22 protein-coding genes are annotated in these 26,319 nt (G+C 41.6%); 14 read left to right on the top strand and 8 right to left on the bottom strand.

Annotation, left to right across the window (positions count from 1 at the left end; all coding sequences use genetic code 11):
• The first annotated feature begins 60 nt into the window (after positions 1-60).
• From ADA55_RS17740 to ADA55_RS17710, 7 genes are all read left to right on the top strand, one after another.
• The gene (locus ADA55_RS17740; protein ID WP_065421181.1) at positions 61-3,228 is read left to right on the top strand and encodes an Ig-like domain-containing protein; all 3,168 of its coding nucleotides are present in this window, start codon (positions 61-63) and stop codon (positions 3,226-3,228) included.
• A 372-nt stretch (positions 3,229-3,600) separates the two neighbouring features.
• Positions 3,601-3,984, top strand: a complete 384-nt coding sequence (locus ADA55_RS17735; RefSeq protein WP_048686303.1) for a DUF2712 domain-containing protein — start codon at positions 3,601-3,603, stop codon at positions 3,982-3,984.
• Between the two features lie 578 nt (positions 3,985-4,562).
• On the top strand, positions 4,563-4,937 hold the full coding sequence (locus ADA55_RS29460; RefSeq protein WP_142398496.1) for a hypothetical protein: 375 nt from the start codon (positions 4,563-4,565) through the stop codon (positions 4,935-4,937).
• The gene (locus ADA55_RS17725; RefSeq protein WP_048686299.1) at positions 4,927-5,658 is read left to right on the top strand and encodes a WxPxxD family membrane protein; all 732 of its coding nucleotides are present in this window, start codon (positions 4,927-4,929) and stop codon (positions 5,656-5,658) included. Before ADA55_RS29460 ends, ADA55_RS17725 begins: the two co-directional genes overlap by 11 nt.
• A complete protein-coding gene (locus tag ADA55_RS17720; RefSeq protein WP_048686297.1) occupies positions 5,651-6,373 on the top strand; it encodes a DUF2705 family protein in 723 nt (240 codons plus the stop codon). Before ADA55_RS17725 ends, ADA55_RS17720 begins: the two co-directional genes overlap by 8 nt.
• A gap of 12 nt (positions 6,374-6,385) precedes the next feature.
• Positions 6,386-7,027, top strand: a complete 642-nt coding sequence (locus ADA55_RS17715; protein ID WP_048686295.1) for an ATP-binding cassette domain-containing protein — start codon at positions 6,386-6,388, stop codon at positions 7,025-7,027.
• Positions 7,014-7,661, top strand: a complete 648-nt coding sequence (locus ADA55_RS17710; RefSeq protein ID WP_048686293.1) for a hypothetical protein — start codon at positions 7,014-7,016, stop codon at positions 7,659-7,661. The genes ADA55_RS17715 and ADA55_RS17710 overlap by 14 nt, the downstream gene beginning before the upstream one ends.
• Positions 7,662-8,134: 473 nt before the next feature.
• Here ADA55_RS17710 and ADA55_RS17700 read toward each other — a convergent pair whose 3' ends face one another.
• The 3 genes from ADA55_RS17700 to ADA55_RS17690 form a co-directional block, all read right to left on the bottom strand.
• Positions 8,135-8,734 (bottom strand): hypothetical protein, encoded by a 600-nt coding sequence (locus ADA55_RS17700; RefSeq protein ID WP_048686290.1) that lies wholly within the window; start codon positions 8,732-8,734, stop codon positions 8,135-8,137.
• A 129-nt stretch (positions 8,735-8,863) separates the two neighbouring features.
• A complete protein-coding gene (locus ADA55_RS17695) occupies positions 8,864-9,358 on the bottom strand; it encodes a spore coat protein (protein WP_048686288.1) in 495 nt (164 codons plus the stop codon).
• Positions 9,359-9,490: 132 nt separating this feature from the next.
• On the bottom strand, positions 9,491-10,393 hold the full coding sequence (locus tag ADA55_RS17690; protein WP_048686286.1) for a LysR family transcriptional regulator: 903 nt from the start codon (positions 10,391-10,393) through the stop codon (positions 9,491-9,493).
• A 133-nt stretch (positions 10,394-10,526) separates the two neighbouring features.
• On the opposite strand from ADA55_RS17690, the gene gltB reads away from it, so the two are divergent.
• On the top strand, positions 10,527-15,077 hold the full coding sequence (gltB, locus tag ADA55_RS17685) for a glutamate synthase large subunit (protein ID WP_048686284.1): 4,551 nt from the start codon (positions 10,527-10,529) through the stop codon (positions 15,075-15,077).
• A gap of 16 nt (positions 15,078-15,093) precedes the next feature.
• Positions 15,094-16,575 (top strand): glutamate synthase small subunit, encoded by a 1,482-nt coding sequence (gene gltD, locus ADA55_RS17680; RefSeq protein WP_048686283.1) that lies wholly within the window; start codon positions 15,094-15,096, stop codon positions 16,573-16,575.
• Positions 16,576-16,889: 314 nt separating this feature from the next.
• Here gltD and ADA55_RS17675 read toward each other — a convergent pair whose 3' ends face one another.
• The 3 genes from ADA55_RS17675 to ADA55_RS17665 form a co-directional block, all read right to left on the bottom strand.
• Positions 16,890-17,459 (bottom strand): MEDS domain-containing protein, encoded by a 570-nt coding sequence (locus ADA55_RS17675; RefSeq protein WP_048686327.1) that lies wholly within the window; start codon positions 17,457-17,459, stop codon positions 16,890-16,892.
• A gap of 122 nt (positions 17,460-17,581) precedes the next feature.
• Complete coding sequence (locus tag ADA55_RS17670; RefSeq protein WP_034310600.1) at positions 17,582-18,217, bottom strand: FusB/FusC family EF-G-binding protein; 636 nt, start codon at positions 18,215-18,217, stop codon at positions 17,582-17,584.
• Between the two features lie 143 nt (positions 18,218-18,360).
• Positions 18,361-18,624 (bottom strand): CD3324 family protein, encoded by a 264-nt coding sequence (locus tag ADA55_RS17665; RefSeq protein WP_034310602.1) that lies wholly within the window; start codon positions 18,622-18,624, stop codon positions 18,361-18,363.
• A gap of 359 nt (positions 18,625-18,983) precedes the next feature.
• On the opposite strand from ADA55_RS17665, the gene ADA55_RS17660 reads away from it, so the two are divergent.
• A complete protein-coding gene (locus tag ADA55_RS17660) occupies positions 18,984-19,628 on the top strand; it encodes an SDR family oxidoreductase (protein WP_048686325.1) in 645 nt (214 codons plus the stop codon).
• Positions 19,629-19,670: 42 nt separating this feature from the next.
• Here ADA55_RS17660 and ADA55_RS17655 read toward each other — a convergent pair whose 3' ends face one another.
• Positions 19,671-20,237, bottom strand: a complete 567-nt coding sequence (locus tag ADA55_RS17655) for a sugar O-acetyltransferase (RefSeq protein ID WP_034310605.1) — start codon at positions 20,235-20,237, stop codon at positions 19,671-19,673.
• 359 nt (positions 20,238-20,596) lie between these two features.
• Between ADA55_RS17655 and brnQ the strand changes: the two genes are divergently transcribed.
• From brnQ to ADA55_RS17635, 4 genes are all read left to right on the top strand, one after another.
• Positions 20,597-21,928, top strand: coding sequence for a branched-chain amino acid transport system II carrier protein (gene brnQ / locus ADA55_RS17650; protein ID WP_048686282.1), 1,332 nt, complete (start codon positions 20,597-20,599; stop codon positions 21,926-21,928).
• 439 nt (positions 21,929-22,367) lie between these two features.
• The gene (locus ADA55_RS17645) at positions 22,368-23,234 is read left to right on the top strand and encodes an ATP-binding protein (protein WP_082162866.1); all 867 of its coding nucleotides are present in this window, start codon (positions 22,368-22,370) and stop codon (positions 23,232-23,234) included.
• 15 nt (positions 23,235-23,249) lie between these two features.
• Entirely contained in the window at positions 23,250-25,166 is a 1,917-nt protein-coding gene (locus ADA55_RS17640) for a vWA domain-containing protein (RefSeq protein ID WP_048686278.1), read from the top strand.
• Positions 25,167-25,321: 155 nt separating this feature from the next.
• Positions 25,322-26,014, top strand: coding sequence for a hypothetical protein (locus ADA55_RS17635; protein WP_048686322.1), 693 nt, complete (start codon positions 25,322-25,324; stop codon positions 26,012-26,014).
• A gap of 49 nt (positions 26,015-26,063) precedes the next feature.
• On the opposite strand, the gene ADA55_RS17630 is transcribed toward ADA55_RS17635, so the two are convergent.
• Positions 26,064-26,183: a DUF4023 family protein gene (locus ADA55_RS17630; RefSeq protein WP_048686276.1), complete on the bottom strand. Its 120-nt coding sequence runs from the start codon at positions 26,181-26,183 to the stop codon at positions 26,064-26,066.
• Positions 26,184-26,319: the final 136 nt, after the last annotated feature.

The following is a 26,319-nucleotide window of genomic DNA, read 5'->3' as shown; positions in this document are numbered from 1 at the left end:
TACAGTGTGATAGTTTGGTATAGTACTGTTATTTTTTAACCAATTATTGGAGGGAAAACCGTGAAATTTAAGAATGTGAGTCGAATTACGGCGTGTGCACTAATTTTTGCACTGATTTTCAGCTTGATGGTTCCACTGAATTCTCAAGCAGCAGCTGCAGCACCCGTTGAAAATGTAAAAACGATTAAAAATGGGGACACTCTGGACGGAAAGTTTGAAAAACCGGATGTTCAATGGTACCAAATCAGTCCCACAACAGAAGAAGTACAAAAGTTCTCCCATATTGAGTTCGAAGTCAATTCGGACAAAATCTTGAATATCTCCGTATATCAAGATAAAGAAAAAGCAGAAAAAGATGAGAGCAATTATATTGTCTCTTCTTATCCTGATGAAAAAGCTGTAGTCGATTTCCCATATGCTTGGGAAGGCACATATTATGTTAAAGTTGAATATTTCGGCGATACGGATGATGAGGGAAATCCCATTCCGGATGCGGAAAATGTAGCTGAATACTCCATCAATGCGCATTCAGTGACATTGCCGCCATCTGCCGGGGACGAAGGGGAGGAGCTTGAATCTTGCCCGGTTGAAGTGAGTGTAAACGATAAGAAAACGGGAGAATCCATGTTGAAAACACTCCGCGTGTTTAGAGATGAAGTTCTCACGAAGTCATCTGAGGGACGTACCCTTTCCTCTTTATACTATAAAGCTTCGCCATTCCTGGCCCTCCATCTGGCTGGTAATAAAACGGCAAGGGAAGCCGTTTATAATCACTTAGTCGAGATTAAGCCCCTTATCGAGGATCTTAATGAAAATGGAGCAAGCAGTACGGCAGTCATTAGCAACAAGCAGCAAGAAGCGATCAAGGCCTTATTCAAAAAGTCGGCAGATGTTGCTCCGGCCGGATTGAAAAAGGATATGGACGCCATTGCAAAGAAAATCAATCTTGATAAGCTTGCAGGTGAGAGGATCGTCGATATCGCAAGCAAAGCGGGAATCGAACTTCCTGCTTCGAAAAATGTAAAGAACAAATATATCGTCAAACTTAAACCAGGGAAGTCATTAAGCGCTGTCCAATCCAAGATAAGCGGAAAAGGATATGGAACATTATCGGCACCTAAGCAACAAGAGGTTCTGTATGATGATATGTATGTCGTCGAGTTAAAGAACCAAGCTAAAATGAGCACAGCAGCTCTTTCCGGTATCGAAAAACTTCCAGAAGTGGAATATATCGAAGCGGTAAAAACGTACAAAGCACTTTCTGCCGACATTCAATCACCGTATCAATGGTCTTTGAATAACGCCGGCGGGGAAGAAGGCGTAAAGGGAGCGGACATCGATAACGAAAAACTGCAGAACCTTATTAAGAAACGTAATTTAAAAGATACGTTGGTAGCGGTTATCGACACAGGTGTCGATGATTCACTTGCGGATCTACAGAGTGTCGTTGAAATGGAGTCAGGTAAGAATTTCATCGATAAGAAAGAAAAAGCAATCGATGACAATGGCCATGGTACACATGTATCCGGAATCATCGCTGCCAAAGCAGATAACGGTTATTCCATGCAAGGAATCAATCCGGCAGCTAAAATCATGCCTGTGAAGGTCTTGGACTCTTCAGGATTTGGAGACAATGAGAAAATTGCACTAGGCATTAAATATGCCGTGGATCATGGTGCAAAGGTCATAAACCTTAGCTTGGGCGGAGAATATAGCAGGACGATCGAATATGCCTTGAAACATGCCGCTGCCAAGAATGTAATGGTTGTCGTGGCAAGCGGTAATGATGGGATGGAAGGTCTTTCTTATCCTGCATCATCAAAATACGCCATATCCGTCGGTGCAACCAATGCCCTTGATTTAGTATCCGATTATTCCAATTATGGATCGAAGTTGGACATGGTCGCACCAGGGACAGCCATCCCAAGCCTTGTGCCTAACGGGAATGTTACTTACATGGATGGTACATCAATGGCAGCTCCCCATGTTGCGGCAGCTACAGCCTTATTATTATCCGGAAACCCTGGGTTGAAAGTGAATGAAGTAAGGGAAATCCTTCATGAGACATCGGAATATGTCGCTTTTGAAGAAGAAGATAATGTAGACCCTTATGAGGACTATGTACCGGAAGATGGCGAAATCATCATACCGGAAGAAGAACTTCCTGTCGGAAAAGATTTAGTCTCTGGATACGGAAGATTGAATGCGTACAGTGCACTTAGTGCAGTGGACTTGAATGCTAAAGTCAATCTTGTGATGGATACGCAAACAAAACTGACTGGTTCAGCTAAAAAAGGGTCAGTGATCGAAGTGAAAAGCGGAAGCAAAACGCTCGGTAAAGGAACGGCGTCAGCCAACGGAACGTTCAGCGTTACGATTCCGGTCCAAAAAGCTGCGCAGCTGCTTACTGTGAATATCTCTGATTCTTCCAAACTAGCAGTATCTTCAATCAAAGTATTCGTGAATAAGGGTGCAACCCCTAACAAGCCAACTGTCAAAGCTTTAAGTGACAAAGATACGTATGTAACGGGTCAATCGCAAGCGGACATGAAAATCTCGATCAAAAATAGTGCAAAAAAAGTGATTGGTTCAGGTAACACGGACAGCAAAGGGAATTTCAAAGTGAAAATCAGCAAGCAAAAGGCCGGAACTAAACTTTCAGTCACGGCTACAGACTTAGCAAAACGTGAAAGCAAGGCGGCAAGCGTCACGGTTCTTGATAAAACCGCCCCAGATGCACCGAAAGTGAATGAAGTAAGCGATAAAGCTACTTCAGTAACTGGTAAAGCGGAAATCGGTTCAACCGTTACCGTGAAGCACAGCAATAAAAACATCGGAACGGCAAAAGCTGATAGTAAGGGGAACTTCTCCATTAAAATCAGCAAGAAAAAAGCTGGCTCCGCATTATACGTCTCAGCAAAAGACAAAGCGGGCAATACAGGAAAAGCAGCAAAAGTAACGGTTAAAGATAAAACCGCTCCAGGTACACCTAAAGTGAATGAAGTAAACGATAAAGCAACAAAAGTAACTGGTAAAGCGGAAATCGGTTCAACCGTTACCGTGAAGTACAGCAATAAAAACATCGGAACGGCAAAAGCTGATAGTAAGGGGAACTTCTCCGTCAAAATCAGCAAGAAAAAAGCAGGGTCCGCATTATACGTCTCAGCAAAAGACAAAGCGGGCAATACAGGGAAAGCAACAAAAGTAACCGTAAAGAAAGCTAAATAGCAACAGGGGAAGGCCGTTTAACTACATGTTAAACGGCCTTTTTTTGTTAAGATGTCCTTTAGTTGTGTAGATGCCAGTTTCCCAGTCCCAACAGCCGATTTGTTGTAGCTTAAGATAAGATGATAAGGATGAGATGTTTGATATCTTAATTAAAATGGGTGAGGATTCCGACATTTTTGTGCGACTATTTTTGACTTGCCAATGGTCATTTAAAGTCTTGATTTATAAAAAACCACTATTAGGAAACACAGAATAATTAAGGTTATAGTTATATTTTTTTACAAAATAGTTCTTTTTTATCATAAAAAATTGGCAATGTAGGTATAAAGTTGTATTATTAACCTGTAAAGTAAATTTTCAGGAGGGGATAATATGAAAAAAGTAAGAGTAATAGCATTAGGGACTATTTTAGCTTGCTCAATTGGGTTAGGAACGCTTTCAGTTGAAGCTGGAAATGACAATTTGGGATATTCATTTACGATTAAGAAAGAGCAAGCTAACTCGTACACAGGTACAGAGTATCGCCAAACGACTACGGAACGGAATACATGGAAAGTGAGAATGTATAAATCTACAGAAGGAACTAATACTTTAACTACTTATTGGTTAGAAAAAAGCAGTGGTACAAATGTATCCCCTGCAGTGAAAGTTAAAGCTGGTAGCGGCGGTGAAAATAGTGGGCGCAACCATTATATTAAAGGCAATTCAGGAGCTAATGCCGCTAATGTAAGATTAACAGCAGAAAATAATAATTAGAGTTCTAACAGCTATTCGGTAAAAGGGTACTGGGATGAGGAGACGGGGAGAATATTACCTTCACAATATAATACTTATTACACCACTGAGTATAATAAATAAAATAATGATGATCATTGTGAAGCCATCTTGGATGGCTCTTTATTCAAGATGGTTTTATAAAGGGAGAAAAAATGAATAGTTATTATTATAGATTAACAAAATATAGAAAAACAAAGTTCATAGTGTTATGTATATTGGCAATTGTAATTATTGATATCTTTATTCTGATGGGGAATTTTTCATCAACACTGTATTCATCAGAATCGTTAGCACCCCATTTAGCCACTTTTTTAGCGGGAAGTTCATTAGGCCATATGATGCAAATAATCCTAATATGGTTTTTGCCCATTTTTCTATTAATTATGTGTGCTGATAGTTATATCCAAGACTACAGAACAGGCTACCGATATATCGTAGCGACCAAAAAAGGGCGATTCTCTTATTATAAGACCATGTTATTCGGAAATATGTCATTTTCCTTTTTAGTCATTGTTTGTTGCTTGTTATTCAACATGTTTATTACATACTTGGTGTTTATGAATGGTGAATTTGACCAGGGTTTGTCACCAGACCTGTTCCCTGAAAATCCTTTATATATCCTTGTTAATTCAATGCCTACTATTAGTAATGTCATTTATATAATCATTTTTGGTTTTTTCACTAGTTTATGCGCAGGGATGGCTACCGTCCTTAGTTGGTGTTTTCCTGATATGAAGTATACGTATCCATTAAGCTTTGTTATTTGGTTCTCGCAAATTTTGGGATTACATCATTCATTAGCATTGATTATCCAACCTTTTAACGAAGTGAACTTAGAAGATTTCATTTTCATTTTCTTTAAATCTACAATCCTTTTTTTAGCGATAATCACGATTGGGTTCATTTATAAGGTGAAAAGTGATGAAGTCTAATCAAAAAAAAGTATATTTATCCATGCTGTTTTTACTTTTATTTGGATGTTTATGGATGATCTATAATATTCATTATCTAAAAATAAAGCAAGCGGACCCATCGTATCCATTAATCATTGATGTAAGTGGAAGTGTAGATGGCTATCTCTCAATTAAAAATTTGCTGGTGACTTATATTATTCCCTTATTATTATTTTATCGTTTTTTTATTGAAGATGAGCATCCACAAACAATTGTTAGATTAAAATCAAGAATGCATTTATACCGGAGAAGGACAATCCAAGTTTTTAAAAGTTCATTTATATATTCATTTTGCATTTTAACGATTAATTTTGCAGGTGTTTTCATATTCGATAGATTTCATTTTCTCTCCTCGAATTATTGGAACATATGCCTTCTTAATCTAGCTCTGTTAACATGTATTTATTTCTCGGCTGGAATGCTTTATTACTTCATTTTTGATTTTTCCAATTCAATCATAGCGATGGCAGGGACCTTTTGTATATGTTTTCTCTTATATTTGTTGAATAGTTATCTGAATGTTCCTTGGACACCAGCCAGTGCATTAAATATTATAGATCCTTTTCTAAGCAGCGGAATATCAGGGCATCAGTCATTGATCATGATTGGAAAAGAATTATTGCTATCTATTGTAATGATATTAATTGGGCAATTTGCCATCGAGAAAAAAGATTTCATTATTGAGGTATCAAATGACTAAACGAATCTTCTTAACCATGTTGTTGGTAATCAGTTTGCAAATTTTTTTATTTAATCATTTTGATGGCTCTAAAGCCGATCTTACAGGATTTCTGATCGTTAGCGGAGTTCCGATTAATAATGAATTTGTTTTATTGGGAACATGGTATATGTTCTTTTCCGGATTGAGTTTTTTATCATTAGGATATTTGCGGCAGTATATTTCCGGTTATGGGGTATACCTGATGATCAGGGAAAAAAGCAGGGTGAAACTTGGCATTAGCAGAATCATTAAGTTAATGATCCTTATATCAGGATTATCTTTGATCCAAGTTCTTGCCTCTATCATATTCGCTTATCTAACTAATGAGGATCATGCCTTTTTTTATCATGATCTTCAATCATTTATTTGTATTACAGGTCTATATATTATGACCAATTTTGTCCTTATTTTTATTCAAATGGCACTCGAGCTTTACCTAACGGAACAAGTATCTTTATTGGTGATAAATGTTTATGTGCTTTTTTCAGTTACTTTAGGGGGAGTTATTTTATCAGTACAAAAGCTGACGTGGATATTATATTTTTTAATTCCCAATTTCGGAATGTATGTAAGGGTGGATTTACCTGAATCAGCTGGATTATCGCCGGTCATTGCTTATATGATTTTAACCGTAATATCAATCATTATATGTGCTATATCATATACACGATTAAAGAAAATGGATTTAACCTAATTGAGGTGCACAATGACAAAAATACGAATTAGCTCTTTAAATAAACAGATGAAGAAAAAGTCTCTCTTACATGATATTAATTATGAGTTTAGCGGCGGAAAAATATATGGTTTATATGGAAGGAATGGCTCAGGTAAAACAATGCTGCTTAGAGCGATTGCAGGATTAATCATGCCGAGCTCCGGAGAAATTTCGATAGATGAAAAAATACTTCATAAGGATATCTCATTTCCTTCTAATATTAGTGTCATTATTGAAAACACTTCCCTGCTGCACCAGTACGATGCCTATACAAATCTAAAAATATTATCAAAAATCAGGAAAATCGCCACTGATGGGGATATTACATTGGCTATAAAAAAAGTCGGTCTTGATCCCGATTCAAAAATGAAGGTAGGAAAGTTTTCGTTAGGAATGAAACAACGTTTAAGTGTCGCCCAAGCTATATTTGAAAAACCGGATATTTTATTATTGGATGAACCAACAAATGCAATCGATGAAGAAGGTGTACTTCAAGTTTATCAAATCTTGAAAGAAGAAAAGGAGCGCGGCGCACTCATCATTTTGACAAGCCATCATAAACAGGATTTAGAAGTATTAGCAGATGAATATATAAAGATGGATAATGGAGGAATCGTACTTGACTCTAAATAAAAGAATGGCAGCGTTAAGCTTACTAGTATTAGTAGGCGGATTCCTTATATATAAATTGTACTTTGCTTCTTCATCCGATAGTGAAGATGCCAGAAATGCTGAAAATAATACTGCTTCCTATAAGGTGTTACAATCACAAAAAATCATTGTCGGTAAAGATATCGATCCAGGCTATTATGATATTAAAGCCCTCGATAATGAAGCGGAATTTTTTGGTGACAAAATGCATAAAAATGATATTTTTCATGCGGTGCCTTTTCATATGAATGGTAATATCTCGCTTAAAGGGAAAATTGAATTCAGGCCATCTACATTTAAAAATGCAGCGAAAATTGGTCAAAAAATCATCCTTAAAGATCCTGGTCATTATGTGGTAGGTACAGAAATACAAGCGGGGAATTATGTACTATCAAGGACAAATGACAAAATCCGAGTGTTTGTCGATATAAAGGATGAAACGGAAACCGAAAGTTTGCAAACGATTCAATTGGAAATCGACGAAAAAGTGAAAAAACCAATCGAAATCGAACTGAAAAAAGGCTATAACGTGTATATCGATAAAGCAGGAAAAGATGGATATATATCAAATAAGGGTGATCTGATCTTGGAGAGAAATAATGAGGATACTGAGTAATTTAAGGAAATTAATATTTATTTACTCCCGAAATGATAAGGAATCAAGCGCAAAAGCGGATTCCTTATTTCAAATGTATATACCGAGGGCGGGATTTTCGAGGGTCCATATATCCGCCGGTTATTTGATGTCCGAGAGAGCTCGCAATGACTACTGCTGCAAAGAGGAGGATGATTTTCTTCAAATTAATGATCTTCTTTCGGTTTTATTATTTTTAAAGATTACACCCAAATACCTCTTCCTTCAACCCCTTTTTTAAATCTAGAAAATTTACTTCCATCCTATAACTTGGACTTACTCATCTCAAATGAGCAAAATCGGTCATCCAATGGTTTTTTCATCATCAACCATTAGATGACAAACCTTTTTTGACTCTTCAAATGCCTCATTTACTTTCTCGAATTCATAGAGTTTAACGTTCAACTTTTGCAATAGTATCGTGTTAAAACAAACTTGCCCCTGCATTTGTCAGCTCATTTAGTAAATTCACTTCTTAGAAGGTAGACCACATCGTATTCCTTCAACTCGTCCATATGGCTATCACTATCGTCATGAAAATCAGTGGAAAGTGAATGTATGCCTTCCTGATTGCTTGAATAACAAATGCTCGCCAATACTGGCTTGTTATCTTTCTTTATAACGATTTTATCTGGACTGCCCGATACGCTGGCATCCTTCTTTTCGATTTTTTCAGGATAAGTAAACGTATCCGTACCATCATCGTTTTGAATGCTGACGTTGAACATCGATCGTTTTTGATCATCATCCGTTTTCGATGTCGTAAAGATGATTGTCCCATTCTTTTCAATCCCCGTTGTCATGCGTCCCATTTCAGGTTCGACAAGTTTGCCAAATTCATATTTTTCGACCCAGACGGACATCTCCTTGTATGTATCATCAACACTGAAATCGATAAGAAAGGAATGTTCACTTGAATTCTCGAGGATGGCTTTCTCCCTTGCTGTCAGCTCTGGAACTGAAAGGATATTCTCGGATTTTTGATCATCGGCCTTACAAGCAACTAAAGAAAAGGAGAGCAGGGATAGGATGATGGATAAATAGATCTTTTTCATGATTTTCACCCCTTGAATACTAATAACCTAATTAAATCCAATTCTTATATATTATAACATTATAATGAAAAACGGAATCGGAACGCGGCAAAAAAGGCAAGCGATCGGTATGCTTGCCTTTTTTCGCATTTAGAAAGGTTGGGAAAGAGCCTTATTGGCAACATCGACGTCATTTTGAAGCAATTGGTTCAAATCGTAAGCAGGATAGAGGTTTCTTTCATAAAGGTAGTTGAATATCTTGGCATGGGTATCGATGGCTCCATTTAAATGTTTCTTAAATACCTTTCGAAGGGAAGGGGTGGCTGTTTCCGTAATCGCCATTGCGTAATTTTTGATCGATGATTTGGCAAAGCCCAGCAATTCCCCGGCAGCGGCGGCCGAGGCGTCATCCCTTGATACATCGTCGTCCCTGCCCGTTTTAGGCGTCAACGGGTAAAATTGCAGCAACTCCATGATGTTTTGGGTAAGGGTGTCGATCGTTTGCTTATATATCGTTTTTAGAATGGGGTCTTTTATTTTTGGATAGGCTTTTTTAAATTTCATAAGGGCATTGGACTGGGCGGCGACCAACTCATGAAGCTCGAGTGTTTCATGCCAAGCAAGATGTGAATGGGTGGGTTGCATGTAAATTCCTCCTGAACGAATAATCTTGATACATTATTCGTTCAGTGGGCTATAGGTAAGTTGTCTAGTGAAATATTTATGGGAAGATCTGTCCCATCTTCAATTTCCATTAACAGTTTTGAAGGCCATGTTTTATTGATATTGTTCGAGAACAGAGAAGAACTTTTTGGCAAATTGGTAAAATAGTTTTTCTGATGGAGCCAAGTCCCTGTTTTTAGGAGTGATGATGCCGACCGTCCGTTTGACTTCGGGTGTATCGATCGGGATCTTGACAGTGAGTCTTGGAATGACTTCATAAAAGGTACTGTCAGGGAGCAGACTGACTCCGATTCCGGCAGAAACGAGCCCTTTTATGGAATCCATGTCTTCACCTTCCGAGGCGATGTTCGGTGTGAAACCGGCTGCTTTGCACGCTTCGAGAGCGATAGTGTGAAAGATATATCCTTTTGGAAACAAGACGAAGGGATCATTTCTTAAATCACTTAGGCGCACACTCTTCCTATCGGCCAATGGGTGAGTGATTGGCAGTAAAGCGGATATGTTTTCCGTGAATAGGATATGACCCTCGATATCTGGATCGTTTGTCGGGATCGGTCCAAGGAAGGCTAATCCGATTTCGCGATTTTTGACAGCTTCCTTTAAAGAGGAATAAGATCCCTGTCTTAAGTGGAAGCCGATATTCGGCTGCTCATCTTTAAAAGCGGAAATGACGGTAGGCAGTAAATGGGTGGAGAGGCTGGTCGGGAACCCGATTTTAATGCTTCCGTGTTCAGGGTCCAAAAACTCCTCAATTTGATATTTGGCATATTCAATCGCCTGTATCGCCGTTTTGGCATGAATCAAGAAAATTTTACCAATTGGGGTTAACTGGATATTCCGGCCGACTTTCTCGAATAAAAGTACGCCAAGCTCATCTTCCAGTCTGGAGATTTGCCGGCTGATTGCTGATTGTGCGATATGCAGGTGTTCTGCGGCTTCTGAGACATGTTCCCTCTCGGCGACTTCAACAAAATAACGTAATTGTCGTAGTTCCATTTATTCATCCTCCTGCCATTCATCTCAAATTGAGATGGATTCTACTAGAATTATATATTGTTTATATCGATTTGAAAACCTAGAATAAATGTAAGTGACATAACGGTGTAAGAATACGATGGGGGCGATTAATATGACATACAATCAAATACCAAAAGCACAAGGGCTCTACCATCCTGAATTTGAACATGATGCATGTGGGATCGGTTTATACGCTCATTTAAAAGGGCTTGCTACACATGACATCGTCAAACAAGGACTGAATATGCTGTGCCAATTAGATCATCGCGGCGGACAAGGCAGCGATCCCCTTACAGGAGATGGCGCAGGATTAATGGTACAGATTCCTGATGAATATTTCAGGCTGGCATGCCCGGAAATGAATTTGCCGGCAAAAGGACGCTATGGTGTAGGCATGCTCTTTTTCTCTAACGATGATGATGAACGGAATGAAATCGAAGCTCGTTTGAATGCATTTATCGAACAAGAGGGCCAAACGTTATTAGGCTGGAGAACGGTTCCTGTTGATGCAACGAAAATCGGGGAGGTCGGCAAGGAGACATGTCCGACGATCCGCCAAGTATTCATCGGGGCAAGCGTAGAGATGACCGATGATTTAGCTTTTGAGCGTAAATTGTTCGTTATCAGAAAACAAGCTGAAAACTGGGCCCGGGAACGCGGCAATCGTTTTTATTTTGCCAGCCTTTCAAGTGCTACGATCGTATACAAAGGATTGTTGACGCCAGAGCAGGTGGATGCTTTTTATCTTGATCTCCAACAGGAGTCTTTCGTTTCCGCTTTCGCTTTAGTGCATTCCCGCTTCAGTACGAATACTTTTCCTAGCTGGGAACGGGCACATCCAAACCGTTACCTGATCCATAATGGTGAAATCAATACGCTTAGAGGTAATGTGAATTGGATGAAAGCGCGTGAGCAGCAGTTTGTTTCGGAAGCATTCGGGGATGACCTGCAAAAGGTCCTGCCTATTCTGGATATAGACGGCAGTGATTCCTCGATTCTTGATAATGCACTTGAATTCTTCGTGCTTGCCGGGCGTAAACCGGCACATGCGGCGATGATGCTCATTCCTGAACCGTGGACGGAAAATCCGCATATGACGAAGGAAAAGAAAGCATTTTACGAATATCATAGCATGCTCATGGAGCCATGGGATGGACCGACGGCCATATCCTTTACGAATGGCAAGCAAATCGGTGCCATCCTTGATCGAAATGGTTTAAGGCCGGCAAGGTATTATGTAACAAAAGATGATTACATCATTTTCTCCTCTGAAGTCGGCGTGATCGATGTGGAGCCGGAGAATGTATTATATAAAGATCGTTTAAGCCCAGGCAGAATGCTTTTAATAGATTTAGAGGAAGGCCGTATTGTTTCCGATGAAGAGATCAAGTCGGAAATGGCACAGGAAAATCCATACCAGCAATGGCTGGACGAACAGCTTGTTCAATTAAGTGACGAAGAACCTGTCCTCGAAGGGGAGCCTTTGAGTGATTTATTATTCAGGCAAAAAGCGTTCGGATACACGTATGAAGATGTCCAAAAGTATTTACTGCCGGTCATTAACGAAGGCAAAGATCCACTGGGCAGCATGGGCAATGACATTCCGTTAGCGGTCTTATCAGATCGCCCGCAATCGCTTTTCAACTATTTCAAACAATCTTTTGCACAGGTAACCAACCCGCCGATCGATTCGCTGCGTGAACAGATCGTCACGTCAACGATGACATTTCTCGGTGCGGAAGGAGATTTGCTGAAGCCGGATGAAACGAACAGCCGCCGCATTCAATTGGATTCACCTGTTTTGACGCCAGGTCAAATGCAGCAGTTGAAAGAAAATGCCTATCCTGAATTCAGGAGCAAAGTCATTCACACTTTATTTTCAGAAGATTTAGAGAGTGAACTCGATCGCATCTGCCGTGAAGCGGAACAAGCGATCGCTGATGGTGTCAGCCTTTTGATATTATCTGACAAGGATATGAGCAAAGAAAAAGCTGCGATTCCTTCCCTGCTGGCTTCGAGCGCCCTTCATCAAGAGCTGATCCGCCATGGTAACCGTACGAAGGTGAGCATTATCGTTGAATCGGGGGAAGCAAGGGAAGTCCATCATTATGCATCCCTAATCGGGTATGGCGTGGATGCGATTTACCCATATCTTGCTTATGAAACATATAAGCAGGCGGTATTGGAAGGCAGTTTGGCCACCAGCTACGAAGAAACGGTAAGGAAATATGTAAGCTCTGTGACAGAAGGCATCGTAAAAGTGATGTCGAAAATGGGGATTTCAACGATTCAAAGTTATCGCGGCGCACAAATTTTCGAAGCGGTCGGAATCGGTGCTGATGTGATCGAACGCTATTTCAGCGGTACGGCATCGCAGCTTAGTGGGATCGATTTGGTAACGATCGCAGATGAAGCGTTGATTCGCCATAGGAAAGCTGCAGCCGATTCCCTTGATGAAACACTTGAAAGCGGAAGTGACTTTCAATGGAGAAAAACAGGGGAACATCATGCTTTCAATCCTAAAACGATCCATACATTGCAATGGGCGTGCCGGAAAGGCGATTATAATTTATTTAAGCAATATTCAAACTTGGCGAATGAAGAGAGACTCGGGTTTTTACGGAATTTATTCTCGTTCGATCAAAAACGCCAAAGCATTTCAATAGATGAAGTGGAATCCGTGGAATCCATCGTCAGCCGATTCAAAACGGGTGCGATGTCATTCGGTTCATTGAGTCAGGAAGCACATGAAACATTAGCGATCGCGATGAACCGTATAGGCGGAAAAAGCAATAGCGGTGAAGGCGGGGAGCACCCTAGCCGTTACCAACTGGATGAAAACGGCGATAATCGCCGCAGCGGCATTAAACAAATTGCGTCCGGCCGTTTTGGAGTGAAAAGCCATTACCTTGTTAATGCCGATGAACTTCAAATCAAAATGGCGCAAGGTGCTAAGCCGGGTGAAGGCGGCCAGCTGCCCGGAAACAAAGTATATCCTTGGGTTGCAGAGGTCCGCGGTTCCACACCGGGTGTCGGCCTGATTTCACCGCCTCCGCATCACGATATTTATTCGATTGAAGATTTGGCACAGCTGATCCATGATTTGAAAAATGCGAACCGTGATGCCAGGATCAGCGTCAAGCTTGTGTCAAAAGCAGGTGTAGGCACGATCGCAGCCGGCGTGGCCAAAGGAGCCGCAGATGTCATCGTTATCAGCGGGTATGATGGCGGTACGGGTGCATCACCAAAAACGAGTATCAAACATACTGGTCTTCCTTGGGAGCTGGGTCTTGCCGAAGCACACCAAACACTGATGCTGAATGGCTTGCGCAGCCGTGTTGTCCTTGAAACGGATGGGAAGTTAATGACGGGACGCGATGTGGTCATGGCAGCTATCCTTGGAGCGGAAGAATTCGGCTTTGCTACAGCACCGCTTGTGGTCCTAGGCTGTGTCATGATGCGTGCTTGCCATTTGGATACATGTCCTGTCGGGGTAGCTACCCAAAACCCTGAACTTCGCAGCAAATTCACTGGAGATGCGGATCATGTCGTGAATTTCATGCGCTTCATCGCTGAGGAAGTCCGGGAAACGATGGCTGAGCTTGGCTTTAGAACACTTGAAGAGATGGTAGGCCGCACTGATGTTTTACAAGTGAGCGAGCGGGCGCAAAACCATTGGAAAGCGAAGCATCTGGACTTGACGACACTTCTTTTCCAACCGGAGGGGATTCGTACGTATCAACTTCCTCAAAACCATAAAATAGAAGAATCTTTGGATATCCGTGAGATTTTACCTGTTGTGGAGCCTGCTTTAAATGACCAAACCCAGGTGGATGTCAGCTTCCCGATTACCAACGTGAACCGTGTGGTCGGAACGATTGTCGGCAGTGAAGTATCCAAACGCTACGGTGAGGAAGGGTTGCCTGAAGATACGATCACACTTCGTTTTACAGGATCGGCGGGCCAGAGCTTTGGTGCGTTCATTCCAAAAGGGATGTCGATGTATTTGACTGGTGATGTGAATGACTATGTTGGGAAAGGCTTATCTGGCGGGAAGATCATTGTCACGGCACCTTCTGGCAATCAGATCGAGGCCGGGGACAATGTAATTGCCGGAAATATCGCCTTATATGGTGCAACAAGCGGCGAGGCCTACATTAATGGCCGTGCGGGAGAACGATTTGCCGTACGGAACAGTGGAGTCAATGTCGTCGTTGAAGGGATAGGAGACCATGGCTGTGAGTATATGACAGGCGGACGCGTGGTCATTCTGGGTGACGTCGGCAAAAACTTTGCGGCAGGCATGTCAGGCGGCATCGCTTATGTACTTGCTGATGATGCAGAAGAATTCAAGGCATTATGCAATGGTGAAATGATAGAATTCGAAACGCTTGATGATATGGGTGATGCCAACGAGGTAAAAGAAATGCTTTACAGCCACCTTCATTATACAGAAAGTGCCAAAGCATCGTATGTACTGGAGAACTGGGAGGATTTCGCCAAGAAATTCGTAAAAGTCATTCCGAAAGATTACAAACGGATGATCAAAAGCATCAATGAGCAGAAGCGTGCAGGGCTAACGGATGAAGAAGCGATCATGAGTGCATTCCAAGCAAATGCCGTTCAAGATAAAAAAATCACTAAACAAGCTGTGATGCAGTAAGAAAGGGGAGAGAAAGATGGGAAAAGCAACAGGATTTATGGATTATCCGCGAGAAAAACCAAAAGACCGGAATCCTCTCACTCGTTTAAACGACTGGAGAGAGTATACAGCTCCTTTCTCTGATGAAAAGTTAAGTACACAGGGAGCGCGGTGTATGGACTGCGCCACCCCTTTCTGCCATATGGGCATGGAATTGAACCGAGTCACTACGGGCTGTCCGATTCATAATCTTATTCCGGAGTGGAATGATTTGGTGTACCGCGGCAGATGGAAAGAAGCATTGGACCGTTTATCGAAAACGAATAATTTCCCTGAATTCACCGGGCGCGTCTGCCCGGCCCCATGTGAAGGGTCTTGTACGGTAGCGATAAGCGATCCTGCCGTTACCATCAAGAACATAGAACGGACCATCATCGATAAAGGATTTGAAAATGGCTGGATAACGCCTCGCATCCCTGAAAGCAGGACCGGCAAGAAAATTGCCATCATCGGTTCAGGCCCGGCAGGATTGGCGAGTGCCGACCAGTTGAATCAAGCAGGTCATTCGGTCACGGTTTATGAGCGCTCAGACCGTGCAGGCGGGCTGTTGACATACGGAATCCCGAACATGAAACTTGAAAAGGATATCGTTGCACGCCGAATCAAATTATTGACCCAGGAAGGCATCGATTTCATTACCAATACAGAAGTAGGCAAAGATATAACAGCCGAAGAACTGAAAGATCAGTATGATGCAGTCATCCTTTGCACAGGTGCCCAAAAGCAGCGTGACCTGGTAATTGAAGGACGCGGGGCATCAGGCATTCACCTTGCAATGGATTACTTGACTACATCGACTAAAAGCCTGCTGGATTCCAATTTTGAAGACGGCAAGTTTATAGACACGAAGGGGAAGGACGTCATCGTAATCGGCGGCGGGGATACAGGAGCTGACTGTGTCGCAACTGCCCTTCGCCAGGGATGTAAGAGCGTCGTACAATTCGGGAAGCATCCGATCCTTCCGACAGCCCGTACATCTGATAATATGTGGCCAGCCTACCCGAATGTCTTTTCCCTTGATTATGCGTATGAAGAAGCGGAAGCGAAATTTGGTGCAGATCCGCGTCAATATTCAATCCAAACAAAAAAAATCGTCGCCGATGAAAATGGCAACGTTAAAGAACTGCACACAATCTCCATGGAAAAAATCAAAGGCGATGACGGAATGTACATTTTCAGGGAAGTTCCTGGAACTGAAAAAGTATGGCCTGCACAATTCGTTTTCATCGCAATCGGATTTGAAGGAACGGAAATGCCGCTCTTAACTCAATTTGGCGTAGAAACAGTCAATCAAAAAATTGATGCCGTCTATGGCGAATACAGAACGAATGTCGAAGGGGTTTTCGCTGCCGGAGATGCAAGAAGAGGGCAAAGCCTCATCGTTTGGGCAATCAATGAAGGCCGAGAAGTGGCAAGAGAAGTGGACCGCTACTTGATGGGCGCAACCGTATTGCCTTAATTTCAAAAAAGAAGTGCCATTATGGCGCTTCTTTTTTTTTCTGTGGTGGGAAATATGTGCCCGAGAGTAAATGCCCCGAATTCTCGAGTAAAACGCCGAACTCACGAGTAAAAGAGCCGAATTCACGAGTAAATGCCCCGAATTCACGAGTAAAATGCAGAAACTCACGAGTAAATGTACAAAACTCACGAGTAAAGCTCATAACTAACAATATTCCGGCTTAAATATACAAGGAATTCACAACAAGTGGTCGGTAATCATTAAAATGCAACGGAAAAAACACGCTTAGGGGAATTCCTATGCGTGTAAGTGTATTATTTCAAACTAGATGGCAAGTATTGTTCACAGATGATGATATCATCGTCTTTTAGAACATAAGGATGTGTTTCCAGCAGGATGGTTTTCAGGTAGTCTGGCATCCTCTCACCTTTGTACGCACAAATTAATGGAAATGACAGCACATTTACAGCTTTGTCTACTGTTCTCTCAAACTCCTCTATGATATGCAGGGGCTCTTCCAAGGTTGCCCATTCCACATGTGCCCATGATCGGAAAGAGATTTTATTTTCGACATAGGGATGTACCGTTTTATTAAAGTATTCTTCGATTGCAGGAGGATGATAACTGCCGCTTGAGCAATAGAAATCGAAGTTGTTCACAAAGTGAAGGAGCTCCATTTGATCTTTCGTTAACCGAGTGCTTAGTTCTTTATGAATAAGGGGGTAAATACGGTCATTTTCAACAAGAATGACGTAATCTCCCGCCATGATGCCATCTTGGATATAACTTAAAACTTGTTTAATGTAATTTTCCATTTCATTATAGGAATACAGCACATGAATATTTTTTTGGTCTTCGAACAACTGATTCATTTTGCTTTTCAATATATCAATCCTTCTTTCATGTATCGCTTCCATTATACTAGAATTCGATAGGCAGGAAAAAATGAGAATTTTTAACAAGGACAAAAAGCAATCCTTCTCCATTGAAGGATTGCTTTTCCGTTTTATTTCAGCCGTTCGATCAGGTCGGTCATTTTATCCAAAGTGGTTATGTTCTGGTTGCATTTCATGCTGTCCAGACAAATATAATTCCCTTTTTTAATGAATGTCCCTTGGACGGTTCCTTTTGTTTCAGACATGAACATCCCTACTTCTTCAAAGCGGCTGCATATGGCACAGATCCCTTTTTTGTTGGCAGGTTTAATGGTTCCATGCAATCCGGTGAGTTTATGATGATGGGGGGCAATGATGAATTTCTTTCCGGATCCGACATCATCCCATCCCAGGTATGAAATCTCTCTCAAATCGATGTTTTCCAACAAAGGGGTCTTTAATTTCTTTGCTTTAGGAAATAGTTTTTTTATCGTTTTTTCGGTTACTTCTTTAAATGGGATCACAAATGGCTTCACCTGTAAGAGAAAGGCTTCGGCTTGTGCGGGATCTTTGATGGTATCCACTGGGTCCAGCAGTTGTTTTTGCTCTTCGCTCAAGTCACTGAATAAGCTTAGTACCCTTTCTTTGGCGACTGTTTTCAGGGTGTTGATCACATCCTTATCGTTGGCAGTCGCGTGTCCATTTATGAGAATTTGTGTTTGGGATTTTATGAAGTTATACTGCTCGCTCCTGATAAAAGGTTCCATTTTCTTCACTCCTGTTTCTGCAAGTGTACCGTTTCTCTTTACTTTACATAAATTGCATCTGCTTTAAAAGGGGGAAAACGATTAAGAAACATACTCGGCATACAAATAGCACTGATATCATTATCAGTGCTACCCGTGTAAACCTATTTAGAATAAACGATTTTCTTGATGGTTTCCGCGGAGAGAAAATGTTCCTCGGCTAATTGATGGATGGAATGCCCGTCTTTGAATGCGTATTTTATAGAGGCATTTCGGTCATCGATCAATTCCCGTGATCCCGAACGGGTTCCCCATTTGTGATGGGCTTTTTCGGGTTTAGGGATATATATGGTTTCACCTTGCACATACTTTTGAATTTCAACGATCAGCTTTTCAGGTAAAACGGCCGTCGCTTTTACATACTTCATTTCTGCCAGCCCCTTATTCTTTATTAAGAATGAAATAAGGTGCAAAGCCGAATATTAGAAATGATAAGGCGGGCGATTAAATTTAGCTTAATTCAACCCCATGCAAAGTATCGCCTCCAATACTAGGCTTTGCATGAGACGCTGCAGAAGGTGGCATTAACATTCGTATTGCCATCTTTACACCTCCCCTTTGTGTTTCTGAAGAACACGTGTTGTTTTTATTATAAAATAGATTAGGGTGTGTTGCCAAACTTTTTCCAATGTAAAAGCTGAATCGGCGGGCTGATTGTTTGATAATGTTCTGAGTCCATGAAATAATTTGGGGGGAAACCAAACTAACCATTATGGGAGCTGACTTTATGAAAGTATTCGTAGTTGGGGCAAATGGGCAGATCGGTAAACATCTTGTAGATTTATTAAAAGACAGCCCGGATCATAGTGTACGGGCGATGGTTCGCAAAGAAGAACAAAGTGAGCATTTAAAGAAAAATGGAATTGAATCCGCAGTCGTCAGTTTAACTGGATCAGTGGATGAGATTGCGAATGCGGCAAAAGGCTGCGATGCCATCGTGTTCACAGCAGGGTCCGGAGGTAGCACCGGTGCTGATCAAACGCTGTTGATTGATCTGGATGGTGCAGTCAAAACGATTGAAGCGGCAGAAAACCTGGGAATCGACCGATTCATCATGGTAAGTGCTTTTCAGGCCAATAATCGTGAAAACTGGAATGAAGCCATCAAACCGTATTATGTGGCCAAGCACTATGCGGATAGGGCATTGTTACAAAGCGATTTAAATTATACGATCATTCGGCCCGGCGGTCTGGTTAATGAACCGGGAACGGGCAAAGTGACCGCCGCCGAGGAATTGGAAAGAGGCTCGATTGCCCGTGAAGATGTGGCTCGAACGATTCTTGCTTCATTGACCGATGAAAATACCTATAAGCGTTCATTTGATTTAATCTCCGGCGATACTGCAATCGCGGAAGCCTTGAGGGAAATTTAACGTAAAACAGGGGCAGAGCCACTCAGGGGGAGTGGACTCTGCTTATTTAATTCCTTCGATATGCTTGATGACCTTCGCTGGGTTTCCACCGACAACAACGCCTTCAGGAACATCCTTTGTTACGACGGCCCCTGAGGCGACGACGGAATGACTCCCTATTGTAACGCCAGGATTGATGATGGCCCTTCCGCCAATCCATACATGATCACCTATCGTAACCGGTTTTCCGTATTCCACTCCAGAACTGCGTTCAAAGGGATCCAGCGGATGTGTAGCTGTATAGATATGCACTCCGGGAGCCAACATGCAGTCCCTGCCAATTTTCACTTCACAAACATCCAAAATGACACAATCAAAATTAGCATAAAAGTTTTCCCCGACAGAAATATTGTATCCATAGTCACAACGGAAGGTGGGTTCAATATATACATTTAGTCCAGTGGAACCTAAAAGCCGTTTCAGCAATGCAGTCCGTTCATCTCCTTCGCTTTCCGTTGTCTGATTGTATAACCGGGTCAACCTTCTGGCATTTTCCCTATCTCTGATTAATTCCGGATCAGCGGCGATGTAAGGTTTCCCGCTCACCATCTTTTCTTTTTCAGTATTCATGTGTGCGCCTCCTGTTTCTTTTTTTATATAGTTTGGAAAAAAATATCTGAATATTAAAACATTTTTCCCGCAAAATAAATTGCAGTACTTTTTACTCAAATTTTCTGTTGAATCTAAATACCTCTCTAGTTTTCTTAAAAAGAAGTAAGAAAAGAAAGATTTTTCCGAATAATGAATGAAATAGCTTTGACAAACGTTCCGCCGGATTTTATAGTAAGAAGAGTTATGGATGATTCATAGTTTCTGAAGGTCCATTTTAACAGATAAGTAGAATGGTTCGAAGTTATGTCATTTTTTTCGGAAATTGTGGACAACTTTTTCCTTCGTTAAGATAATCACAAAACAATGGAGGGCTCTATATGTCACAGAAAGCACCGCTGTCTTTTGTCATTGTAACAGGATTAATGCTTTTTGCTTTATTTTTTGGTGCAGGAAACTTAATTTTCCCTGCCATGCTCGGTCAATCCGCGGGGACCAATTTATGGTCGGCCAGTTTAGGGTTCATCATTACTGGTGTTGGACTGCCATTCATTACAATATTGGCCTTTGGTTTTTCAGGCAAAAATGATGTTCAATCGCTTGCAAGCAGGGCACACCCGTTATTCGGGATCATTTTCACAGTCGTTCTTTATTTATCTTTGGGACCGCTGTTCGCGCTTCCCAGAACGGGGAGTGTATCCTACGAAATAGGGATTAAACCTTTCCTATCTAATGATGTCGGTTTTTTACCATTGCTGATATTCACGATCATATACTTTGGGATTGCCTGTTTATTATCCATCAATCCATCAAAAATGCTCGATATCGTCGGAAAAATATTAACACCTTTATTATTGATTTTCATCGGGATCCTCATTGTGGTCGCAATTATTAATCCAATGGGTGAAATCCAACCACCAGTGGCAGATTATTCAGATAATTCTTTCTTCAAGGGATTTAAAGAAGGATATTTGACCATGGATACGCTGGCCGGATTTGCATTTGGGATCATCGTCATCAATGCGATCAAAGATAGAGGGATAACATCAAGAAAAGAAGTGTTGGGCTTCTGTCTGAAAGCCGGCTTAATAGCTGCCACCTTGTTGGTGATCGTTTATGCGTCTATAACTTATGTAGGTGCAACAAGTGTGGAAAAACTCGGTCAACTGGGTAATGGCGGGGACGTTTTGGCTCAAGCCTCGAACCACTTTTTCGGATCGGCTGGTGCCGTGTTGTTAGGGTTGATTGTGATCGCTGCTTGCCTGACTACAAGCATAGGTTTGATAACGGCTTGTGCTACGTATTTCAATAAAATACTGCCTGCCGTATCGTATAAATCATATGTCGTCATCTTCTCCGTTTTCAGTGCGGCAGTTGCCAATGTAGGTTTGACCAAGCTGATTTCCATTACAGTGCCTGTGTTAACGGCGCTTTATCCCGTGGCGATCGTTTTGATTGTTCTTACTTTCTTCCATTCCTTATTCAAAGGGAAATCGGAGGTATATTTAGGAAGCTTATTGTTAACGGCCATCATCAGCATAATGGATGGATTAGTGGCATCAGGCATTAAATTGGATGCCGTTTCGGACCTTTTCACTCAATACCTTCCACTATATAGTGTTGGGGTGGGCTGGGTGATTCCCGCCATCATCGGCGGTGTATTGGGCTATATGGTATACCTATTGAAAGGTGATCCCAAGGAAGCCTATTAAGGGATATCAGAATGAATCCCTAATAACGTTGATTTCCACTCCAGGCACTCGCTTTCCGCGGGCGGKCCGGGAGCCTCCTCGGCGCTCTTTGCGCCTGTGGGGTCTCCCGGACCGCGCTTTTCCGCAGGAGTCTCGTACCTTCCGTTCCAATCAACTGGATTGTCTTTAAAGAAAAAACTGTAGTCGGTTTCATCTTTAAGCTTGATTAAGACAGGGTTACACTTTCGGTTTTTTATTGTTTTTATGAACTCTTATTGGATTGAAGAAATTGGCATCGGAGTAAGGGAGCGGATTTCAGAATGAAAAACTGCAGGGGAAACTCGCTTTATTCCGAGTTTGTCTACAGTCGGGGAGCTGTCTTGATGACAGCTCCTTTTCTTAGTGTTTGTTTTTAATGGGAAAGAGCCTTAAAATGTTCAGAAAGGGGTGTAGGAACATAATGATCAATCGATTACCAACAGAAATAGCAAATATATTACAAACAAGCAAAAAGAATCCTGCTCAATTTGAGGAATTGATCAGGAGCGGCGGATATCTGCCTCCCGAGATGGAGTTGATGGTGGATGCCATCACGGCCTTGAGCATGGGGAAGAATATCCTTTTGAAGGGTCCGACAGGGGCTGGAAAGACAAAGTTTGCCGAGACTTTATCGAACTTATTCAATCAGCCGATGTTCAGCGTCAACTGCTCAGTCGACTTGGATGCAGAAAGCTTATTGGGCTTCAAGACGCTGGCTTACAAAGAGGAAAAACAAGTGATAGAATTCGTACCTGGACCAGTGACCAATTCGATGATTCACGGTCACTTCTTATATATAGATGAAATCAACATGGCAAAACCGGAAACTCTGCCGCTTATCAATGGTGTGCTTGATTACAGAAGGACGATAACGAATCCGTTCACGAATGAAGTGATAACGGCAAAAGAAGGCTTTAATGTGATTGCTGCAATCAACGAAGGGTATGTTGGGACAGTACCGCTGAATGAAGCGCTAAAAAATAGGTTTGTCGTCATTGAAGTTCCTTATATCGAAGGGGAGCAGTTAAAGCAATTGATAGAAACCAATACAAAGCTGAAGGATCCAAGAAGTATTGATTTGTTCGTTAAACTGTCGAGTGATTTGATAAATGCCGTGAATCAAGGGAAGGTGGCTGAAGATGCGGCGTCGATCAGGGCTTTGCTTGATGCTTGCGATCTGAGTGTGTTGATCCCGCCGAAACGGGCGATTCTTCGTTCCATTGTGGATAAGTTGGACGAGGAAAGGGAGCGTGAGTTCGTGAAGAACTTGGCTGACACATTATTCTAACTAGGAGAATGCCTCATGAAGTATATCCGGTTCAATGATTCAATAATAGATACGGCACTTTTTTTACAGCTTCAGGATCTCTCGACTGTTTTATCCGGCATTCCTGAGCTGGAATTCGAATACAATTATGGCTCCTTCATTGATCTGATCGAGAATAAGGTCACTGCCAGCCACTTTTGGGAAAATGGCAATAAGGAAGTGAAGGAAGCAGGGCTGAAAACGGACGTGCTTCTTAGAACGATAGGCACGCTGCATCATACAACAATCCAGAGCATGAAGGAGTACCAGGACAGCATCGGGGAAAGTTCGCTTCCGAAGTTTGCAGCCCAATTATTCGCTTTGCTGGAAGATTTGCGATTGGAAGAATTGGTGAAGAAAGAAAGACCAGGCACGAAGAAATGGTTTTCGGTAAGGGGGGCTTACCTTAAACAATATTTCGAAAGCCAATTGGCGACGAATGTCACCAGAAGTTTTGCACTGGATGAATTATATTGCCTCATATATTTACTGCTTCAATCTGACAGGCCGGATCCGATTTTTCCGAGAGCTAATGAAAGGCAGCTGGAAGAACTGGAGAAACTCAAACCGTTCATCCATGCGGTCTTTGATGCCACTAAAACCAGTGATATCACGAGAATTTGTGAGCAAATCGTTTTCCGTGTGAACGATGGGTACGAAGATACTATGAATGAATATTTCATTTTCCCCATTGCAAGTGTGGAAAAGTATAAAGCAAATACCTTATTTGATGAACTGACTAGAAATGATGAACTGTTGAACGATGATACAGATGATGCAGACGAAGAAAAAAGTGAGTTCATTGATGAAAAATTCTCGACTTGGCATCGGGAGAACAAGAACAGCGAAAGTAATTCGACGTTTCTCCAATTTGAGTTGGAGCAGGGAACGAAAACAAGCCTGATGGGCGGAGGTGCCCGGGAAGCGGAAGATGCCGACCAAGCACTGGCTTCGATCCAGGGTTCATCAGGGGAAAGTCAACAAAAGGAATACAATCAGCAAGAAACGCTGGAGAAGAAACAAACCAATATGGGCAAAAGCGGTGAACATCCATTTGGTGAAGAAAATAAAGACGTCGTTCAGGTAATCAAAGAAGCCAAAGTACCAACACTTACGGAAGAGAAACGCTACCGAGAGTTTGTTGCGGATATCGAACCGTTCAAGAGGAAACTCTCCAGTACCATTGAAAAGACGCTGGAAAATAAAAAGAACGCACCAAGAAAAGATTTGGTTTTTGGCCGTTTATCAAAGAAATTACTGCCGCTTGTATTTGAAGAAAATCCAAGGGTCTTTTATAAAAAGAACCAGGATTCTAATGAAATGGATGCCGTATTCACATTGCTTATCGATTGCTCGGCTTCCATGCATAACAAAATGGATGAAACGAAACGGGGGGTCGTCCTGTTTCATGAAGTGCTGAAGAAATTAAGGATCCCCCACTCGATCGTGGGTTTCTGGGAAGATGCCAATGAAGTGAGGGAAGGATATCAGCCGAACTACTTCCATGTGATCCAGTCCCATTCCGATTCTCTTTATCTAAACTCAGGAGCTAAAATCATGCAGCTTGAGCCAGAGGAAGACAACCGCGACGGATACAGTATCAGGGTTGCCACAATGGAATTGGAGAAAAGGCGCGAAAAAAACCGTTTCTTGCTCGTATTTTCCGATGGTGAGCCGGCGGCAAGCGATTATGATCAAAATGGCATTGTCGATACACACCTTGCTGTTTCGGAAGCCAGGAAAAAGGGCATCGAAGTCATCGGCCTGTTTTTAGCGGATGGAGGCATCGATGAGAGTGAAGAGATGACGATGAAAAACATCTATGGCAAAGAACGCCTGATGATTCCGAGTGTAGCTGAATTGCCAGAGCAATTTACACCGCTGTTAAAAAAATTGCTGCTGAAATCCATTTAAGAAATATATAGATAAAAACACAGTAGGATTCAAGTTTTGGATCTTACTGTTTTTTTTGGCTTTGTCAACTATTGGTGGAAACTTAAAATGAACTCCGAATGGGATTTCTTTTGTCGTGATTGGGGTAAACCATAGATGAGGAAGTGATCATTTTGATGAATGTACTTTTTATGCTGCTTTATTTTATAATCATTGTTCTTGTAATTGAAATATCGGTAACCTTGATGAAATTGACTGGATTAAAAAGCACAGTGGCAAGATTTCAGGTTATTTCCATGCTGACGGGCACTGGTTTTACAACTGACGAGTCAAAATCCATTATCGATCATCCCATTCGAAGGAAAATAAGCATGTTCTTAATTTTATTTGGTGCATTCTCGCTTGCTGTCATCATTTCATCGATCAGTACATTGCTTACAGATGATCTGCGTTTGATGGAGTTAAGCATCATTATTGGAATCCTGCTGGTTTTAACCGTTTTGGTGAAGGTTCCATTCCTGAATAATAGATTATCGAATAAGATGAAAAGTGAAATGTACAATCATTATGAATTATGGGAACACCCGATAGAAGAGGTCTTATTTTTAGAAGATGAAGACGTGGTCATGGAAATCGATATTTATGAGGACTCGGAGTTCATCGATGTCAAAGCCTTTGATGTCATTTCACATGGAGCCGACATCAATATTTTATTTATTGAAAGCGGAGAGGTGAAAATCAGAAAAGAGCTATACGAGTATAAAATCAAATTAGGGGATAATCTCTTTTTATATGGAAATAAAAAAGAGATAGAAGAAACATTCTCAAAAGAAATCGAAGAGATGAAGAAGAAAAGTGCATCAGACTGAAAAGATCCCAGCCTATATTATGGCTGGGATCTTTTGAAGATTGTCTTCATTAGTGTTTTTTATTCGGTAATTTCTGAGCGGGATTCCCATTACCTTGACGGCGCATATTGCCTTCTTCCTTTTTTTGCTGCTCTTGAATGCTTTCAACAAACTCCTTAGAACTTTTCATGGAATGTACCTCCTCCGTTATTTTCTTTTTTACTATAACCAGAAGAGGTGGAATTCATGAGTATGGGAGATAAAGGGCGACTCTAGGCAGATGGTAAAGGGAGAAAGGTGGTAAAATATGGACTGGAAGGATGTTT

The organism is Bacillus sp. 220_BSPC, assembly GCF_001054655.1.
In the GTDB taxonomy this organism is placed as follows: domain Bacteria; phylum Bacillota; class Bacilli; order Bacillales; family DSM-1321; genus Peribacillus; species Peribacillus frigoritolerans.
Note: the sequence above shows the minus strand (reverse complement) of the source record. Positions and strands in the feature narration are given on the sequence as shown.

What these genes read in the sequence shown, in the direction of transcription:
- ADA55_RS17645 (WP_082162866.1), top strand. Translation starts at nt 22,368, where the DNA reads ATGATCAATCGATTACCAACAGAAATAGCAAATATATTACAAACAAGC.
- ADA55_RS17735 (WP_048686303.1), top strand. Translation starts at nt 3,601, where the DNA reads ATGAAAAAAGTAAGAGTAATAGCATTAGGGACTATTTTAGCTTGCTCA.
- ADA55_RS17660 (WP_048686325.1), top strand. Translation starts at nt 18,984, where the DNA reads ATGAAAGTATTCGTAGTTGGGGCAAATGGGCAGATCGGTAAACATCTT.
- gltB (WP_048686284.1), top strand. Translation starts at nt 10,527, where the DNA reads ATGACATACAATCAAATACCAAAAGCACAAGGGCTCTACCATCCTGAA.
- gltD (WP_048686283.1), top strand. Translation starts at nt 15,094, where the DNA reads ATGGGAAAAGCAACAGGATTTATGGATTATCCGCGAGAAAAACCAAAA.
- ADA55_RS17665 (WP_034310602.1), bottom strand. Translation starts at nt 18,624, where the DNA reads ATGAAGTATGTAAAAGCGACGGCCGTTTTACCTGAAAAGCTGATCGTT.
- ADA55_RS17640 (WP_048686278.1), top strand. Translation starts at nt 23,250, where the DNA reads ATGAAGTATATCCGGTTCAATGATTCAATAATAGATACGGCACTTTTT.
- ADA55_RS17725 (WP_048686299.1), top strand. Translation starts at nt 4,927, where the DNA reads ATGAAGTCTAATCAAAAAAAAGTATATTTATCCATGCTGTTTTTACTT.
- ADA55_RS17720 (WP_048686297.1), top strand. Translation starts at nt 5,651, where the DNA reads ATGACTAAACGAATCTTCTTAACCATGTTGTTGGTAATCAGTTTGCAA.
- ADA55_RS17695 (WP_048686288.1), bottom strand. Translation starts at nt 9,358, where the DNA reads ATGCAACCCACCCATTCACATCTTGCTTGGCATGAAACACTCGAGCTT.
- ADA55_RS17635 (WP_048686322.1), top strand. Translation starts at nt 25,322, where the DNA reads ATGAATGTACTTTTTATGCTGCTTTATTTTATAATCATTGTTCTTGTA.
- ADA55_RS17630 (WP_048686276.1), bottom strand. Translation starts at nt 26,183, where the DNA reads ATGAAAAGTTCTAAGGAGTTTGTTGAAAGCATTCAAGAGCAGCAAAAA.
- ADA55_RS17655 (WP_034310605.1), bottom strand. Translation starts at nt 20,237, where the DNA reads ATGAATACTGAAAAAGAAAAGATGGTGAGCGGGAAACCTTACATCGCC.
- ADA55_RS17670 (WP_034310600.1), bottom strand. Translation starts at nt 18,217, where the DNA reads ATGGAACCTTTTATCAGGAGCGAGCAGTATAACTTCATAAAATCCCAA.
- ADA55_RS29460 (WP_142398496.1), top strand. Translation starts at nt 4,563, where the DNA reads ATGAATGGTGAATTTGACCAGGGTTTGTCACCAGACCTGTTCCCTGAA.
- ADA55_RS17690 (WP_048686286.1), bottom strand. Translation starts at nt 10,393, where the DNA reads ATGGAACTACGACAATTACGTTATTTTGTTGAAGTCGCCGAGAGGGAA.
- brnQ (WP_048686282.1), top strand. Translation starts at nt 20,597, where the DNA reads ATGTCACAGAAAGCACCGCTGTCTTTTGTCATTGTAACAGGATTAATG.
- ADA55_RS17715 (WP_048686295.1), top strand. Translation starts at nt 6,386, where the DNA reads ATGACAAAAATACGAATTAGCTCTTTAAATAAACAGATGAAGAAAAAG.
- ADA55_RS17700 (WP_048686290.1), bottom strand. Translation starts at nt 8,734, where the DNA reads ATGAAAAAGATCTATTTATCCATCATCCTATCCCTGCTCTCCTTTTCT.